The organism is Streptomyces sp. NPDC057486, assembly GCF_042802415.1.
GTDB lineage: Bacteria > Actinomycetota > Actinomycetes > Streptomycetales > Streptomycetaceae > Streptomyces > Streptomyces yanii.
Genome location: NZ_JBHVEE010000002.1, coordinates 123,569 through 139,108, shown reverse-complemented (window position 1 = coordinate 139,108; position 15,540 = coordinate 123,569). Strand labels below are relative to the sequence as shown.

Here is a 15,540-nt window from a genome sequence, read left to right as displayed (position 1 = left end):
CGCTCCGCGGCCCCTCGCCTCTTCCGGGCGGGGGGCCGCTGCCGTACTCTCCGTCCGTACAGGGCGATCTGATGTGTCGTCAGTTATGTATTGCTGGAGGGACCGGTATGCGGCTCGGACTCGCTCTCGGCTACTGGGGCCGCGGCCCGAACCCCGCCCACCTGGACCTCGCCCGCGAGGCGGAACGGCTGGGCTACGACTCGGTGTGGACGGCGGAGGCCTGGGGCTCCGACGCCTTCACCCCGCTGACCTGGATCGCTGCGCACACCTCCCGCATCCGGCTGGGCACCGGCATCGCGCAGATGGCGGCGCGCACCCCGCCCGCGACGGCCATGCACGCACTGACCCTCGACCACCTCTCCGGCGGCCGCATGATGCTCGGGCTCGGGCTGTCAGGGCCCCAGGTGGTGGAGGGCTGGTACGGGCGCCCGTTCCCGAGGAGCCCGCTGACCGCCACCCGCGAGTACGTCGAGGTCATCCGGCAAGTACTGAGGCGCGAGGCCCCTGTTGAGCTGGACGGGCGATTCCACTCCCACCCGTACACCGGTCCGGACGCGACCGGGCTCGGCAAACCGCTGAAGCCGATCACCCATCCACTGCGGGCCGGAATGCCCGTACTGCTGGGCGCCGAAGGTCCGAAGAACATCGCGCAGACGACCCGGATCGCGGACGGCTGGCTGCCGTTGTACTGGTCGCCGCTGCGGACCGATGTGTACGAGGCGTCGCTGACCGGGCTCCCCGACGACTTCATGATCGCGCCGATGGCCCGCGCGCACGTCTGTGACGATGTCGCGGAAGGCCTGCTGCCGGTGAAGGCGATGCTCGGCTTCTACATCGGCGGGATGGGACACGTCGCCCGTAACTTCCACGCCGATCTGATGGCACGAATGGGCTTCGAGGAGGAGGCGCGGCGGATCCAGCAGCTGTTCCTGCAAGGCCGCAAGGAGGAGGCGGTGCTGGCCGTGCCGGACGCGTTCGCCGATGAGATCTCGCTCGTCGGCCCGCGTGAACGGATCGCGGAACGGCTGGAGTTGTGGCGGAAGGGCCCGGTGACCGACCTGCTGGTCACGGCACCGGACCCGCACACCCTGCGCGTACTGGCAGACCTCAACAGCGCCTGAGCGCCCGCCTCAGCGGAACGTCGCCCGCTCCAGCCAGAAGTCCAGCAACTCCCGGTTCCCGAGCACCTCGGCCCGCCCGCTGTCCACGTCCAGCCGTCGGTTGAGCAGCAGCATCAGGTCCGTCAGCGGCGCGCGCACCGCGACGGTCGCCTTCTCGTGCGACCGCCGCCAGGTGAACCCGTCCTCGCCGAACTCGATCAGCCACTCCGCCCCGGGCACGTCCGTGGCATGGAAGTGGAGGGACCGGCCGGTCCCCCGGAGCTCCGCGGCCTCCGGGTCCCCCTGGGACTGGGCGAAGGCGACGATCTCCAGCCACTCGTCCATCGTGTCGGCCGCCAGCTCGGGCGCCACCGCGTAGTCGGCCCGCACGGCGAGCACCGCGTCGGCGCGGTGGACGACCGTCTCGTGCGCCATGCGCCGCGCCCAGAACCCGGCGCTCCTGTCCCACGACCAGCTCCAGACCTGCCGGTCACGACCTGCGTCGCGCAGCACGTCAGCCGTCTTCGCCGCCCCGTCGGCCAGCCAGGCGTCCAGCACGGCCGGGTCGTCGCCGTCCGGCGTGAACTCCGGCACCTGTTCGTCCGGGACTTGCCCGGTCGCCCGGGTACGGACGATCTCGCCGGCCCAGCGGTGGGCGCCGCCGACGTGCACGGCGAGATCGCGCAGCGTCCAGTCGGGGCAGGTCGGGACGTGCCCGGCGAGATCCGCGCCCTTGAGCGTCGCCCTCAACTCGTCGGTCTGCCGGACGATTTCGTCGCAGTAGCGATCATGTGCCAGAAGCGTCATGGCGGCACCCTAATGCGGCCGCCTCGCAGCCCACATCCGGTTATCCGCCGAGCTGGGACGTGGACGGCACCTTGTCCTTCACCTCGGCGCCCGCGCTGTTGCCCGCGTCCTTGATGCCGTTGATGACGTTCTCGAAGGCACTGACATCCCCCGCGCCCGCCTCGCCCGTGCGGAGCTTGGTCCCGAGCCCCTTGAGCGATGCGATGCCCGCCGTCAGCGGCGCGACCGCCTTCGACAGCAGCGGGTCGCCCTTGGCGTTGTCCGCCGCCGCCTTGAGCCGGTTGTACACGAACCCGCCCGCGAGCCCCGCCTTGACCAGTGCGGTCTTCCGCCCGTCGGCGCCCTTCTTGAACTTGCCCGCACGGTACGGCTTGACGATCCACTGATACGTGGCTCCCGCCGCGAGCCCCGCGTTGGCGACGAACCGCGTCTTCGCGAGCTTCTGCTTCTCCGCCGAGGCCGTACCGCTCGGGGCCGGGGAGGAGCTCGAACTGCTGCCGGAGTCGTTGCCGCACGCGGTGGCGCCCACCAGCACGGTGCAGGACAGCAGCAACGCCACGAACAGACGGCGGAGCGGTACGGAACGGGGCACAGCGGGCCTCCCTGGACGGGCACACGGTGAGTTCTGCGGTGAGTGACGCGGTCCGGCTCTCCCGGCCAGGCTCATCCCGGCCCGGGTGCCGCGCCACCCAGGGGGCGCCGTCCGGGTTTCGGGCCGGGAAAAGCGGCAACCCGGTGCTCATGTCTCCTGGAAAAGGCACGAGAAGCAGCACCGCCGCACGTGTCATAGCCGTCGTGGCCGATGTCATGGCCGCCATCATCGGCCTGTGGATCCTGATGTACCTCCTGGACGCGAACCGGGCCAACGACCTGGTGGACTTCGTCAGGGGCGCGGCCCGCTGGCTGGCCGGCTGGTCGTACGACCTGTTCACGTTCGACGAGGCGTGGGCACGGGTCGTCGCCGGATACGGCCTCGCCGCCGCCGTCTACCTCTTCGTCGGACATGCGGTGGCGAGCCGCATCCGCCGCCACTGACCTGCCGGCGAGGACGCGCTCAGTGGTCCGAGCAGACCATCAGGTGCGCGAAGCCTCGCCGCAGCAGTCCGGTTCCAGCCCCTTCGGCAGCCGTTCGCCGCTGAAGACCGCAGTGGTCGCCTCGTCGCCCCCCAGGGCAGCCACCGCGAGCAGCAGCGAGCCGGCGGTCCAGGTGGTGTGCTCCTCCGGCCAGAACGCCCGGTTGCCCTCGAAGACGTAGCCGGTCCAGTACATGCCGCCCTCGGCGCGCAGGTGCTGGATGGACTGGAGGATCTCCAACGCCCGGTCGGACTCGCCCATCACCCAGAGTGCCAGGGCGAGTTCGCAGCTCTCGCCGCCGGTCACCCAGGGGTTGGGCACCACACAGCGGACCCCGAGGCCGGGGACGACGAATCGGTCCCAGGCTTCCTCTATCCGTTCCTTGGCGGCCGTTCCGGTGAGCGCGCCACCGAGGACCGGGTAGTACCAGTCCATCGAGTAGTGGCTCTTGTCGAGGAAGCGCTCGGGGTGGTTGCGGATCGCGTGCGCGAGCGCACCGGTCGCCAACTCCCAGTCGGGCTGCGGCTCTTCGCGCTGCTCGGCGATGGCGAGCGCACAGCGCAGCGCCTGGTGGATGGAGGAGCAGCCGGTCAGCAGGGCGTCGTCGACCGGGGTTCCGTCGGGTTCGCGCTTCCAGCCGATCTGGCCGCCGGGCTGCTGGAGCCGCAGGACGAATTCGACGGCCGCGTAGACGGTCGGCCACATCCGGTCGATGAACGCGTCGTCGCCGGTGGCGAGGTAGTGGTGCCAGACGCCGACCGCCACGTACGCGCAGAAGTTGGACTCCAGGCCCCGGTCGGTCGGCCGGTCCGGGTCGCCGTCGTGGTAGGCGGCGTACCAGGAGCCGTCCTTGTTCTGGTGCCGGGCCAGCCAGTCGTAGGCGCGTTCCGCCGCGGCGTGCTCACCCGCGGCATCGAGGGCCATGGCGGCCTCGGTGTGGTCCCACGGGTCCAGGTGGTGACCGCGGAACCAGGGCAGCGCGCCGTCCTCGCACTGCACGGCGAGCAGAGCCCCGACGGTCTCGGTGGCCTGCTCGGCGGTGAGCACTCCGGGCAGCACGAGGTGTTCGGTCTGCTCGGGAGTGGTCACGCCTCGGCCTTCGAAAGGTCGTCCGCGGCGGCGGCCCTGGGCAGGTGCGGCTTGGTGGCGTAGGCGACGAAGCTCTTGCCGACGACCGGGTTGAGCAGTTGTTCGGCGACCCGGGTGACGGCCGGCTTCTTCATGATGTCCCAGACCAGCAGCTTGTGGTACGCGCGGACCGGGAGCGCTGCGTCCTTGCCGTCGCGGCCGACTCCGAACGCGCACTTCAGCCACCAGTACGGCGAGTGCAGGGCGTGGGCGTGGTGGGTGCCGTACGGCTTGAGACCGGCGCCGCGGATCTTGCCCAGCAGTTCGTCGGCCTTGTAGATGCGGATGTGGCCGCCCTCGACCTCGTGGTACGCGTCGGAGAGCGTCCAGCAGATCTTCTCGGGGCCGTACCGCGGCACGGTGATGGCGATCCGGCCGCCGGGCTTGAGGACCCGGACCATCTCGGCGAGCACGCCCTTGTCGTCGGGAATGTGCTCCATCACCTCGGAGATGATGACGACGTCGAAGGACTCGTCGGGGAACGGCAGGTTGAGCGCGTCGCCCTCCATCGCGGTGGCGGTGGCACCCTCGGGGGCCTCGCCGGCCTCCTTCATCGCCGCGAACCACTTCGCGACCTCGCGGATCTCCTCGCCGTTCTGGTCGAGTGCCACCACCTGGGCGCCGCGCCGGTAGCACTCGAAGGCGTGGCGTCCGGCGCCGCAACCCAGATCGAGCACTCGGTCGCCTGCGGCGAGCGGGAAGCGGGTGAAGTCCACGGTCAGCACGAATGCCTGCTTTCGCGGTCGGGGGTCGAGGGGGGTCAGGGAGCAGGGACGGCGGGGACGGGCGTCGGGGTCACCGACGGCCGCCGGAGTGCGTGGTGGCTGCGCGGGCGGCGATCGCCTGCCGGTAGAGCTCCGCGGTGCCGATGGCCGCCTGCTTCCAGGTGAACCGGGACAGCACCCGTTCGCGGCCTGCGGCGCCGAGCCGGGCCCGCAGTTCCGGGTCGCCCAGCAGCCGTGCGAGTGCGGCGGCCAGCGCCCCGGCGTCGGCGGGCGGCACGGCCAGGCAGGTCTCGCCGTCCGGGCCGGCCACCTCGGGGATCGCCCCGCCGGTGGTGGCGACCAGCGGGGTACCGGTGGCCATGGCCTCGGCGGCGGGCAGTGAGAACCCCTCGTACAACGACGGGACACAGGCGATCTCGGCGCTCCGCACCAGGTCGACGAGTTCGGCGTCGCTGATGCCCTTGACGAACTCGACGGCGTCCTGGAGTCCGTAGCGCTCGATGGCCTGCGCGACCGGTCCGTCCTCGGCCCGCTTGCCGACGACCACGAGGTGCGCCTCCGGGTTCTCGGTACGGAGCTTGGCGAGCGCTTCGACGAGGTGGACGAGGCCCTTCAGCGGGACGTCGGCACTGGAGGTGGTGACGATCCGGCCCGGCACCTCGGCGATCTTCGGGTCGGGCGACCACAGGTCGGTGTCCGCACCGATGTGCACGACATGGATCCGGTCCTGTCGCACCCCGAGGTGGTCGACGATCTCCTGCTTGGAGGAGCCGGAGACGGTGAGGACCGACGGCAGCCGGCGCGCGACCCGCTTCTGCATGCGGGTGAAGGCGTACCAGCGGCGCACGGAGGCGCGGCGGCGACGGCTGTCGGCGGCGTCCAGTTCCAACTGCCGGTCGACGGTTATGGGGTGGTGGATGGTGGTGACGAGCGGGGCGCCGAGATCCGCCAACAGCCCGTACCCGAGGGTCTGGTTGTCGTGGATGACGTCGAACTCGCCTCGGCGCGCGGCGAGATGGCGGCGGGCACGGAGGCTGAAGGTGAGCGGTTCCGGGAAACCGCCGGTCCACATGGTGGCGACCTCGGCGGCGTCGATCCAGTCCCGGTACTCGCCGCGCCCGGGCGTGCGGAACGGGTCGGGCTGGCGGTAGAGATCCAGGCTCGGCAACTCGGTGAGCGGGACGCCCTCGTCGAGTACGGGATAGGGCTGGGCGCCGATCACCTCGACGCTGTGACCGAGGCGGGCGAGCTCGCGGCCGAGGTGGCGTACGTACACACCCTGACCACCGCAGAACGGGTTGCCCTTGTAGGTGAGAAGTGCGATGCGCAGGGGTCGCCCGTCGGTGCTGCCCGACGCGTGGCCGCCCGTGCGGGGGCCCGCTTCTATGGCCTCAGCGGTCACACTCGGCCCCCTTCTCACTGCGTGTTCGCCGGAGCGTAACCGCTCGCGCTAATCTAGAACAAGTTTCAGACTGGATCGTTCAATGAGCTACGAATCTACCGGCAGGTAGCGTCGGCGCAACGGCCGGATCAGGTGATTCGCGCCACCACCGGGCACCCTGGCATGCTGTGCGCCGCCGGGGCCCAGACGCCTCCCTCGGTTGCGGACAGAAGCCATGGATGGGGACACATGACAGCGGAAGCCAAGCCGGCATCGCCGCCCCTGACGGAACGGCAGGAGGCCCGCCGTCGTCGCATTCTGCACGCCAGCGCCCAGCTCGCCAGCAGGGGCGGTTTCGAGGCGGTGCAGATGCGCGAGGTGGCGGAGGCCGCCGGGGTCGCCCTGGGCACGCTGTACCGATACTTCCCCTCCAAGATCCACCTCCTGGTCGCCACCATGCAGGACCAGCTCCAGCACATGCACGGGACGCTGCGCAAGCGCCCCCCGGCCGGGGACGACGCGGCGGCGCGCGTCGCCGACACCCTGATGCGGGCGTTCCGCGCCATGCAGCGCGAACCGCATCTGGCGGATGCGATGGTGCGTGCGCTGACCTTCGCGGACCGCAGCGTCAGTCCCGAGGTGGACACCGTCTCGCGGATCACGACCGCAATCATCCTGGACTCGATGGGACTCCAGCACCCGACGCCGGAGCAGTTGTCCGCGGTCCGGGTCATCGAGCACACCTGGCACTCGGCGCTGATCACCTGGCTGTCGGGGCGGGCGTCGATCGCGCAGGTGAAGATAGACATCGAGACGGTGTGCCGGCTGATCGACGTGACGGCTCCGGACGCCCCCTGAGGGCCGGTCCGTCATCAGCCGCGGACCGCTCCTGGCGGACCTGCCCCGAGGCCTCACCTGTCGACCACACACCCCTCACATCTCTGTGCCGGGCGCCCTCGAATCTCTCCTAGCATGAACCTGACCAGCACCGATGGAGAGGAAGACATGGCTGACGAGTCAGGCACGGCAGGCGGCACGGCGGACGGGCAGAACGTGGGCGTCCACCCCGGGACGGCGCCGGGGTACGGCGTCGGCGCCCAGGCCCCTTACGGCTACGGGTACCCCATGGGCGCCGCGCTGCCCACCGGCAAGGCGACTGCCTCGATGGTGCTCGGCATCGTCGGACTGCTGCTCGTCCCGATCGTGGCGCCGATCATCGCCCTGTGCCTGGGCATCTCGGCCCGCCGCATGGCGGACCGTGGCGAGGGCGGCGCCCGCGGCCAGGCGACCGCCGGAATGGTGATGGGGATCATCGGCTGCGCCTTCGCCTGCCTCGGGTTCCTCGCGGCCACGATCCAGGCGGTCAGCGGCGTCTGACATCGCCGACGGCCATCCGCCCGGCGGATGGCGCGGCGGTGACGGGGCGCGGTCCTACCGGGCCGCGCCACCCTGCCCCCGGCTCGGGCCCATGTGCGACCCCCACATGTGCACCGCGTCAGGTGGGGGCCCCTGCACCATGTCGACTGCGGCGCGGGGTTCATACGGTTCGGCGACATCACAGGAATCCCGCCGAGGAGCCGGTCACCATGCGTCGCAGAGCCACAGGCACCGCCCACCGCAGATCTCTCTCCGCACTCGCCACGCTGGCCGCCGCCGGCGTCCTGCTGACCGGCTGCACCGCCGCCGGCAAGGCGGGCGAGGCCGACACCGCGTCCGGCAAGGGCGCGAAGGACCAGACCATCGACGTGGGGCTGGTCTACTCCCGGACCGGGCTGCTCGCGGCCTACGGGAAGCAGTACCGCGACGGCTTCATGGCGGGTCTGGACTACGCGACGAAGGGCACCGGCAAAGTGGCCGGGCGCCGCATCGAGGTCACCGAGCAGGACGACGCGGGCGACCCCGGCAAGGCGGTCGCCGCGGCGAAGAACCTGATCGGCAAGGGCTACAAGGTACTGGCCGGGACCACGGACTCCGGTGTCGCCCTGCAGATGGCGCCGCTCGCCGCGCAGAACAAAGTGCTGTACGTCAGCGGGCCCGCGGCCACCGACGCCGTGACCGGGATCAACGCCTACACGTTCCGCTCCGGCCGGCAGTCCTACCAGGACATCCTCACCGCCGGGACGATGCTCGGCGGGGCCAAGGGCAAGAAGGTCACCGTGCTGGCCCAGGACTCCACGTTCGGCCAGGCCAACGTCGCCGCGGTGAAGGCCGTGCTCGGCGGCCAGGGCGCGAAGGTGGGTTCCGTGCTGGCCCCGCCGAGCGCCACGGACCTGACCCCGTTCGCCCGGCAGGTGAAGGCCGCCGGTCCCGATCTGGTCTTCGTCGCCTGGGCCGGCTCCACCGCCCCCGCGCTGTGGACCGCCCTGGACCAGCAGGGGGTGCCGAGCGCCTCCAAGGTGGTCACCGGGCTGGCCGGGACCGCCTCGTACCCGGTCTTCGGCGCGGCGGGTTCCAAGGTCTCGTTCCTGGCGCACTACTTCCCCGGTGCGGGCGGCGGCAACGCCGTGGAGAAGGCCATGCTGGACGCGGTGGCCAAGGCGGGCGGCACCCCTGATCTGTTCACCCCCGACGGCTTCACCGCGGCCCAGATGATCGTGCACGCCGTGGAGGAGGGCAGCGCCACCGATCCCGCCGCCATGGCGAAGGCCCTGGAGGGCTGGAGCTTCGACGGGGTGAAGGGCAAGGAGCAGATCCGCGCCGAGGACCACGCGCTGCTGCAGCCGATGTTCGTGGCGAAACTGACCGGGAAGGGCGCCACCGCGAAGCCGGAGCTGGTGACCACCGAGCCGATGGACAAGGTGGCGCCGCCCGCGAAGCCCTCGGCGGGCTGACCGGTGGCAGCACCTGACATCACGACGGATCACGGGAGCGCGGCGCACTCCGCCGCCCCCGTGCTTCGACTGGCCGGACTGGGCTGGGGCGTCGGTGGGGCGACCATCGTCGAGGACATCACCCTGGATGTCCGCGAGGGCGAGTTCCTGGCCTTCATCGGCCCCAACGGGGCCGGCAAGACCTCGCTGTTCAATCTGATCAGCGGGCTGACGACAGCCACCTCGGGCACCCTCGCGCTGGACGGTACGGACCTGACCGGCCGTCCCGCGCACGTCCGGGCCCGGCGCGGGATCGGCCGGACGTTCCAGACGTCCAGTCTGTGGCCGGGGATGAGCGTGGCCGACCACGTCCGGCTGGCCGCCCAGGCCGCCGGGGGCGGCTCGTACCGCGTGTGGCGCCGCGCTTCCCCGTACACCGACGAGGTGCGCGGCGTGCTGGAGCGCACCGGACTCGGCCACCGCGCACGGGCGCTGGCGTCCGAGCTGTCGCACGGCGAGAAGCGGAAGCTGGAACTGGCGGTGCTGCTCGTGGGCGAGCCGCGGCTGATGCTGCTCGACGAACCGATGGCCGGGGTGAGCGCGGAGGAGGTCCCCGCGCTCACCGAACTGATCCGCACCCTGCACCGGGACGAGGGCCGCACCGTCCTCATGGTCGAGCACCACATGGACGTACTGCTGGGGCTGGCCGACCGGCTGGCCGTGATGCACCACGGCCGGCTGCTGGCGCTGGACACCCCCGAGGCCGTGACCGCCGACCCGACCGTGCAGCAGGCATACCTCGGGGAGGGGCTGTGACGACGGAGACCCTGCTCGCCGTACGGGACCTGCGGGTTCTCATCGGCGGACGGCACATCCTGCACGGCGTGGACCTCGATGTCGCCCGCCACGGGGTGACCGCGCTCCTCGGCCGCAACGGTGCCGGGAAGACCACGACCGTGCGCGGCGTCCTGGGCCTCGTCCCGCGCACCGGAAGCGTCCGGCTCGACGGTGAGGAGACCGTGGAGCTGCCCACCCACACGCTGGTGCGGCGGGGCATCGGTTACGCCCCCGAGGACCGCGGCATCTTCGCCGGACTGACCGTGGCGGAGAACCTGCGGCTGGCCGAGCGGCGCGGGGCGGGCGCACCGGCGTACCCCCTCGTCCATGAGCTCTTCCCCGAACTGAAGCGCCGGGAGCGCCAGTTGGCCGAGACGCTGTCCGGCGGGCAGCAGCAGATGGTCGCCATCGGACGCACTCTCCTCAACGGAAACCGGCTGATCATCGCGGACGAACCCACCAAGGGTCTGGCGCCCAAGGTGGTCACCGAGGTCGCCGAGGTGCTGGAGCGAGCCGCCGAGGCGGTGCCGGTGCTGCTCGTGGAGCAGAACCTCGCCGTCGTGCGGCGCCTCGCCGCGCACTGCACGGTGCTCGCCGACGGCCGGACCGTCCATCAGGGACCGGCCGGTGAGCTGCTGGGCGACGCCGAGGCGGCTCGCCGGCTGCTGGGCGTGGGACACGGTCCGGCCGCCCACGTGCCTTCCCGGAACGCGGAGGATGATTCCTGATGTCCACCCTTGTGCTGCTCACCATGACCGGACTCGGTCTGGGGGCGCTCTACTTCCTGATCGCGTCGGGGCTTTCGCTGATCTTCGGTCTGATGGACGTGCTCAACTTCGCGCACGGGGCGCTGCTCTCCATCGGCGCGTACGGCACCTGGTGGGCGGCGTCCGGCCATCTGCCGGGCGCGGGCCCCGGCGGTGCGGGCTTCGTCCTCGCGGTCCTGTTCGGTACGGCGGTGGGCACCGCCGCCGCTGTGCTGCTGGAACTGACCGTCGTCCGCCCGCTCTACACCCGGCCGCGCGAGCAGGTGCTCGCCACGGTCGGGGTGGGGCTCGCCGTCCCGGCGCTGCTGTCGGGCATCTGGGGCTCGGACGCCCGGACCTTCCCCGGGCCCGAGTCGCTGTCCGGCACGTTCTCCCTGCTGGGCGCGGAGGTCCCGGTCAATCGGCTGGTGCTGATCGCGGCGGCGGTCGTGGTGCTGATCGCGCTGCGGCTCTTCCTCGGGCGGACCCGGCACGGACTGGTCGTACGGGCGGGGGTCGAGGACCGGGCGATGGTGACCGCGCTCGGCATCGACGTCCGCAAGGCGTTCACGCTCGTCTTCGCGATCGGCGGCTGCGCCGCCGCGCTCGGCGGGGCGCTCGGCGGGCTGTACTTCGGCTCGGTCGACCCCCGGCAGGGCACCTCGCTGCTGATCTTCGCGTTCGTCGTGGTCGTCACCGGGGGCATGGGTTCGGTGACCGGCGCCGCCGTGGCGTCCGTCGTGATCGGCCTCGTCCAGCAGTTCGCCAACTACTACACCGCAGCGGGCCTCGGCGACCTGGCCGTCGTCGTCCTGCTCGCCGCGCTGCTGCTCGTACGGCCGCGCGGACTGACCGGGAGGCTCGCGTGAGCACCGTGACCGGGACACCCGACCGCACGAGCGGAACACCGGCGGCACCGTCCGACGCACCGGTGCGCGCGAACACGGCGCGGCTGCTGCGCTGGTGGCCGGCCGTGGTGCTGGTGCTGCTGATCGTCGCACCGTACAGCGCCCTGCCGTTGCCGGGACTGCTCGACGGTCCGCTGGGCAGTCCGGGCAGCCTGCAACTCCTCGCCACCTGCCTGTTGTTCGGAGCCCTGGCCACCGGCTACGACCTGCTGCTCGGCCGGACCGGGCTGCTCTCCTTCGGGCATGCCCTGTACTTCGCGGCGGGCAGCTACGCCACCAACACCATCATGCTGGAGGCCGGACTGCCGTTCGCCGTCTCCGCACCGGTCGGCGTCTGCTTCGGGATCGCGCTCGCACTGGTGCTGGGATCGGTGAGCCTGCGCGTCACCGGCATCGGCTTCTCCATGGTGACGCTGGCCTTCGCCCAGGCGGGCTCGATCCTCGTCTCCCGCAACCCCGGCGGCTTCACCGGCGGCGAGGAGGGCCGGGCCGCGCCCGCCGAGCTGCTGCCGTCCGGGCTCGTGGGCATCGAGCACACGGCGAACCTGTACTGGGTCGCGCTCGGCTATCTCGTCCTCACGCTGGCCGTCGTCCACTGGGCGGTCCGCTCCCCGACGGGGCGGGTCTGGGAGGGCATCAAGGAGAACGAGCGCCGGGTGGAGGTGCTGGGGCTGAAGCCGTACGGGTTCAAACTGACGGCGTTCGTCCTGGCCGGTGCGCTGGCCGCGCTCGGCGGGCTCGTCCACCTGCTGCTCACCGGCGGCTCCACCCCGCAGACGACGACGTCGGACTTCACGCTGTCGCTGCTGGTGATGGTGGTGCTGGGCGGCTCGGGCACCCGCTGGGGACCGATGGTCGGCGGCATCCTCTACACGTGGGCCGACCACCGGCTCGGCGATCTCGCCGGATCGGGTGCGGTCGCCGACCTTCCCGCGGTACTGCGGGTACCGCTCTCCCAGCCGCTGTTCCTGCTCGGTGTGGTGTTCGTGGCCGTGGTCCATCTCCTGCCGGGCGGGCTGGCACGGCTGCCGTCCCGGATACGTTCCGTATTCCGTGCGACCGATGAGGGCGTACCCGCCCAGAAGGAGGACCGGCGCTCATGACCGCGTACGAGGAGATACGTGTCCCGGTGGCCGGGGGCGAGCTGGCCGCCCTGCGCTGGCCGGCCCGGGAGCCCGACGCGCCGGTGGTCGTCGCCCTGCACGGCATCACGGCCAACTCACTCTCCTGGGGCACGGTGGCGCGGCTGCTGGCCGGCCGGGTCACGCTGGTCGCCCCGGACCTGCGCGGCCGGGCCGGAAGCTCCGGGCTGCCCGGACCGTACGGCATCGCGGTGCACGCCGATGACATCGCGGCCCTCACCGGGGCGCTCGGCCTGGACCGGGTGGTGCTGGCCGGCCACTCGATGGGCGCGTTCGTGGCGGCGCTGGCCGCCGTACGGCATCCGGACCGGTTCGGTCCGCTGCTGCTCGTCGACGGCGGGATCGGCTTCCCCGCCCCCACCCATCTCTCCCCGGACGAGCTGATGACGGCGGTGATCGGCCCGGCCATGGACCGGCTGTCGATGACGTTCCCCGACCGGGCCGCCTACCGGGAGTTCTGGCAGGCGCATCCCGCGTTCGCCGGGGACGCCTGGTCGCCCGAGGTGGACGCGTACATCCAGCGCGATCTGACGGGCGACGAACCGGCGATGCACTCGACGTGCCGGATCGAGGCGGTGCGCACCGACGGGATCGGCCTCTTCGAAGACGACGTCCTGTCGGCGGTACGGAAGTTGCCGGCGCCGGCGACGCTGCTGTGGGCGGCGCGCGGTCTGATGGACGAGCCGCAGGGACTGTACGACGAGCAGCGGCTGGCGGCCGCCGACCTCTCCGGCACCCTGCTGGAGCCGGTGGCGGTGCCGGACGTCAACCACTACACCGTGCTCACCGGGGAAACCGGCGCACGGGAGATCGCCGCACGACTGGTGGCGCTCTCGAACATACCGAGCCCGTGCGGCGGTTGAGGAAGAAGCGGTAGCCGGCCGAATGGCCGGCTACCGCTCCTGACCACCCGACAACAGGTTCAGCCGCAGCGCCAGTTGAAGTTCCAGCGCCCGGTCGGGCTCGTTCCAGTCGCGGCCGAGCAGCACCTGGATCCGGTCCAACCGCTGAACCACCGTGTTGACGTGGACGTGGAGTTCGTCCTTGGCGCGGATGAGACTGCCGCCGGAGCCGAAGTAGGCGCTCAGCGTGCGTACGAGGTGGGTGCCGCGCTGGGCGTCGTACCGCAGCAGGGGTCCCAGCGTCGCTGTGACGAAGCCGTCGACGTCCTGCGCGTTGCCCAGCACCACGCCGAGGAAGCCGAGTTCGTCGACACAGGCGCCTTCTCCGGTACGGCCGAGGACCCGCATGGCCCGCAGGCAGCGTGCCGCCTCGGCGTACGCAGCGGCGAGCTGCCGCGGCCCCCGGGCCGGACCGGTGGCGGCCACGGTGACGGGGGCCTGGACCAGCTGGCCGAGCTGGGCGGCCGCCGCCCGCGCCGCGTCCCCCGCATCGGGTCCGGCGTCCGTGTCCGCGTCGCAGCCGATCAACAGCACCACGGTTCCCGCGTGTTCGGCACTCACGCCGCGGATGTCCCCGCCGAACAGATAGCGCAGGGCTGCGGCGCAGAGCTTCTCCCTGGCGCCCGCCTCGGCCACGAGCAGCAGATGCGGGCGGTCCAGGTCGATGCCGAGGCGTCGGCCGCGTTCGGCCAGTCCGGCGGGGTCGCGGTCCGCGTCGGTCAGCAGATCGCTGATCAGCTCGCCGCGGATCCGGTTCTCGGTCTCGGCGACCGTCCGCCGCAGCAGCAGGAGGAGGCCGGTGACCACGGCGGCGCGTTCGAAGAGCCGCCGGTCCGAGTCGTCGAGCCGGCCGCGCTGGTGCAGGACCAGACTGGCCAGGAGCTCCTGCCCGGCGAGCACGGCGCAGATCCACCGGCCGTCGCGGTGCACTGCGCGCGCTCCGGTGCGGGACTCCTCGGCGGTCTCGACCAGCCATCCGGCGTCCATGGAGTCGGCGGCGAGACCCGCACCGTCCGGCCGGACGGCCGCCAGCGGTCGCCCGCCCGGGTCGTGGATGGTCAGCGGGGAGTCCAGCAGCCCGGCGACGGCCGCCGCGACGTCCTTGACGTCACCGCCGCGCAGCACCAGGTCGGTCAGCCGGTCGTGTGCCTCCTCGGCCCGCTGCATGGCGGCCGAGTGCGCGCGTACCGCCGCGTTCGCCTCCGCCAGCTCGGCGTTCGCCTCGGCGAGGTCGGCGAGGGCGGACCGGGTGTCGGCGAGGGCGCGGGCGGTGTCGATCGCGATCGCGGCGTGCGCGGCGAGCGAGCAGAGCAGGGCGACCTCGTCGGGGCTGAAGACGCGGGATGCCCGGTCGGCGGCGAAGAGGACGCCGATGACCTTCCCCGTACCGCCGCGGCTGGAGCCCAGGAGCAGGGGCACGCCCAGGATGGCGACGAGCCCCTCGTCGAGGACCCCGGCGTTGATGTTGCGGGTGTGGCGGAAGCGGTCGTCGGTGCGGTAGTCGGGGGTGGCGTACGGGCTCGCGGTCTGCGCGACCAGGCCGCCGAGCCCTTCGCCGAGTTCCAGCCGCAGCCGCTGGAAGAGGACCGACACCGACCCGTCGGTCACCCGCATGTAGGTGTCCCCCGCCTCCTCGTCGGGGAGCGTGAGATACGCCGTGTCCGTGCCGAGCAGCATTCTGGCCCGCCGGACGATCGCCTTCAGCACGTCGTCCAGATCCCGGGAGGCGGCCAGATCGCCCGCCGTGTCGAAGAGCGCGGTGAGCTGGAGCTCGCGGCGCCGGTGCTGGCGCAGGGCGCCCCTGATCCGCAGGGCGGTGGCGGTGGCCGCCTCCACCTCGGCGAGTTCGCCCGCGGGCACACCGGCCGCCCGCGCCTGGGAGGACACGGCTCCCAGCGCCTCGGCGGGGGCGTCCTCGGCCAACAGGTCGAGGAGGAGGCGCAGGTGGGGCGCGGCGGAGGGGGTGGGTGCAGACATGGG

General features: G+C 72.0%; 16 protein-coding genes. 10 read left to right on the top strand and 6 right to left on the bottom strand.

The features are described 5' to 3' along the window. Nucleotides 1-107 precede the first annotated feature (107 nt). Nucleotides 108-1,121, top strand: a complete 1,014-nt coding sequence (locus ACFU6I_RS02225) for an LLM class F420-dependent oxidoreductase (protein ID WP_384360436.1) — start codon at nt 108-110, stop codon at nt 1,119-1,121. Between the two features lie 9 nt (nt 1,122-1,130). Here ACFU6I_RS02225 and ACFU6I_RS02220 read toward each other — a convergent pair whose 3' ends face one another. Beyond that, entirely contained in the window at nt 1,131-1,907 is a 777-nt protein-coding gene (locus ACFU6I_RS02220) for a maleylpyruvate isomerase family mycothiol-dependent enzyme (RefSeq protein ID WP_384360434.1), read from the bottom strand. A 40-nt stretch (nt 1,908-1,947) separates the two neighbouring features. Next, the gene (locus ACFU6I_RS02215; RefSeq protein WP_384360432.1) at nt 1,948-2,499 is read right to left on the bottom strand and encodes a hypothetical protein; all 552 of its coding nucleotides are present in this window, start codon (nt 2,497-2,499) and stop codon (nt 1,948-1,950) included. A gap of 149 nt (nt 2,500-2,648) precedes the next feature. Between ACFU6I_RS02215 and ACFU6I_RS02210 the strand changes: the two genes are divergently transcribed. Beyond that, nucleotides 2,649-2,942, top strand: a complete 294-nt coding sequence (locus ACFU6I_RS02210; RefSeq protein WP_384360430.1) for a hypothetical protein — start codon at nt 2,649-2,651, stop codon at nt 2,940-2,942. Between the two features lie 39 nt (nt 2,943-2,981). Here ACFU6I_RS02210 and ACFU6I_RS02205 read toward each other — a convergent pair whose 3' ends face one another. The 3 genes from ACFU6I_RS02205 to ACFU6I_RS02195 all read right to left on the bottom strand — a co-directional run bounded on the left by ACFU6I_RS02205 (nt 2,982) and on the right by ACFU6I_RS02195 (nt 6,236). Continuing rightward, nucleotides 2,982-4,070: a prenyltransferase gene (locus ACFU6I_RS02205; RefSeq protein WP_384360428.1), complete on the bottom strand. Its 1,089-nt coding sequence runs from the start codon at nt 4,068-4,070 to the stop codon at nt 2,982-2,984. Then, the gene (locus tag ACFU6I_RS02200; protein WP_327246643.1) at nt 4,067-4,834 is read right to left on the bottom strand and encodes a class I SAM-dependent methyltransferase; all 768 of its coding nucleotides are present in this window, start codon (nt 4,832-4,834) and stop codon (nt 4,067-4,069) included. Before ACFU6I_RS02200 ends, ACFU6I_RS02205 begins: the two co-directional genes overlap by 4 nt. Nucleotides 4,835-4,904: 70 nt before the next feature. Further along, a complete protein-coding gene (locus ACFU6I_RS02195; RefSeq protein ID WP_384360426.1) occupies nt 4,905-6,236 on the bottom strand; it encodes a glycosyltransferase family 4 protein in 1,332 nt (443 codons plus the stop codon). Between the two features lie 228 nt (nt 6,237-6,464). Between ACFU6I_RS02195 and ACFU6I_RS02190 the strand changes: the two genes are divergently transcribed. The 8 genes from ACFU6I_RS02190 (at nt 6,465) to ACFU6I_RS02155 (ending at nt 13,521) form a co-directional block, all read left to right on the top strand. After that, a complete protein-coding gene (locus ACFU6I_RS02190) occupies nt 6,465-7,073 on the top strand; it encodes a TetR family transcriptional regulator (RefSeq protein ID WP_384033186.1) in 609 nt (202 codons plus the stop codon). Between the two features lie 147 nt (nt 7,074-7,220). Beyond that, entirely contained in the window at nt 7,221-7,592 is a 372-nt protein-coding gene (locus ACFU6I_RS02185; RefSeq protein ID WP_384360424.1) for a DUF4190 domain-containing protein, read from the top strand. A gap of 209 nt (nt 7,593-7,801) precedes the next feature. Then, on the top strand, nt 7,802-9,046 hold the full coding sequence (locus ACFU6I_RS02180) for a substrate-binding domain-containing protein (RefSeq protein WP_384360422.1): 1,245 nt from the start codon (nt 7,802-7,804) through the stop codon (nt 9,044-9,046). Nucleotides 9,047-9,049: 3 nt separating this feature from the next. Further along, on the top strand, nt 9,050-9,841 hold the full coding sequence (locus ACFU6I_RS02175; protein ID WP_384360420.1) for an ABC transporter ATP-binding protein: 792 nt from the start codon (nt 9,050-9,052) through the stop codon (nt 9,839-9,841). Beyond that, a complete protein-coding gene (locus ACFU6I_RS02170) occupies nt 9,838-10,590 on the top strand; it encodes an ABC transporter ATP-binding protein (RefSeq protein ID WP_384360418.1) in 753 nt (250 codons plus the stop codon). Before ACFU6I_RS02175 ends, ACFU6I_RS02170 begins: the two co-directional genes overlap by 4 nt. Continuing rightward, nucleotides 10,590-11,477: a branched-chain amino acid ABC transporter permease gene (locus tag ACFU6I_RS02165; RefSeq protein WP_384360416.1), complete on the top strand. Its 888-nt coding sequence runs from the start codon at nt 10,590-10,592 to the stop codon at nt 11,475-11,477. Before ACFU6I_RS02170 ends, ACFU6I_RS02165 begins: the two co-directional genes overlap by 1 nt. Then, nucleotides 11,474-12,619 (top strand): branched-chain amino acid ABC transporter permease, encoded by a 1,146-nt coding sequence (locus tag ACFU6I_RS02160; protein ID WP_384360414.1) that lies wholly within the window; start codon nt 11,474-11,476, stop codon nt 12,617-12,619. The genes ACFU6I_RS02165 and ACFU6I_RS02160 overlap by 4 nt, the downstream gene beginning before the upstream one ends. Next, complete coding sequence (locus ACFU6I_RS02155; RefSeq protein WP_384360412.1) at nt 12,616-13,521, top strand: alpha/beta fold hydrolase; 906 nt, start codon at nt 12,616-12,618, stop codon at nt 13,519-13,521. The genes ACFU6I_RS02160 and ACFU6I_RS02155 overlap by 4 nt, the downstream gene beginning before the upstream one ends. A 30-nt stretch (nt 13,522-13,551) precedes the next feature. Here the strand turns inward: ACFU6I_RS02155 and ACFU6I_RS02150 are convergent, their stop codons facing one another. Continuing rightward, entirely contained in the window at nt 13,552-15,537 is a 1,986-nt protein-coding gene (locus ACFU6I_RS02150) for a helix-turn-helix domain-containing protein (protein WP_384360410.1), read from the bottom strand. Between the last annotated feature and the right edge of the window lie 3 nt (nt 15,538-15,540).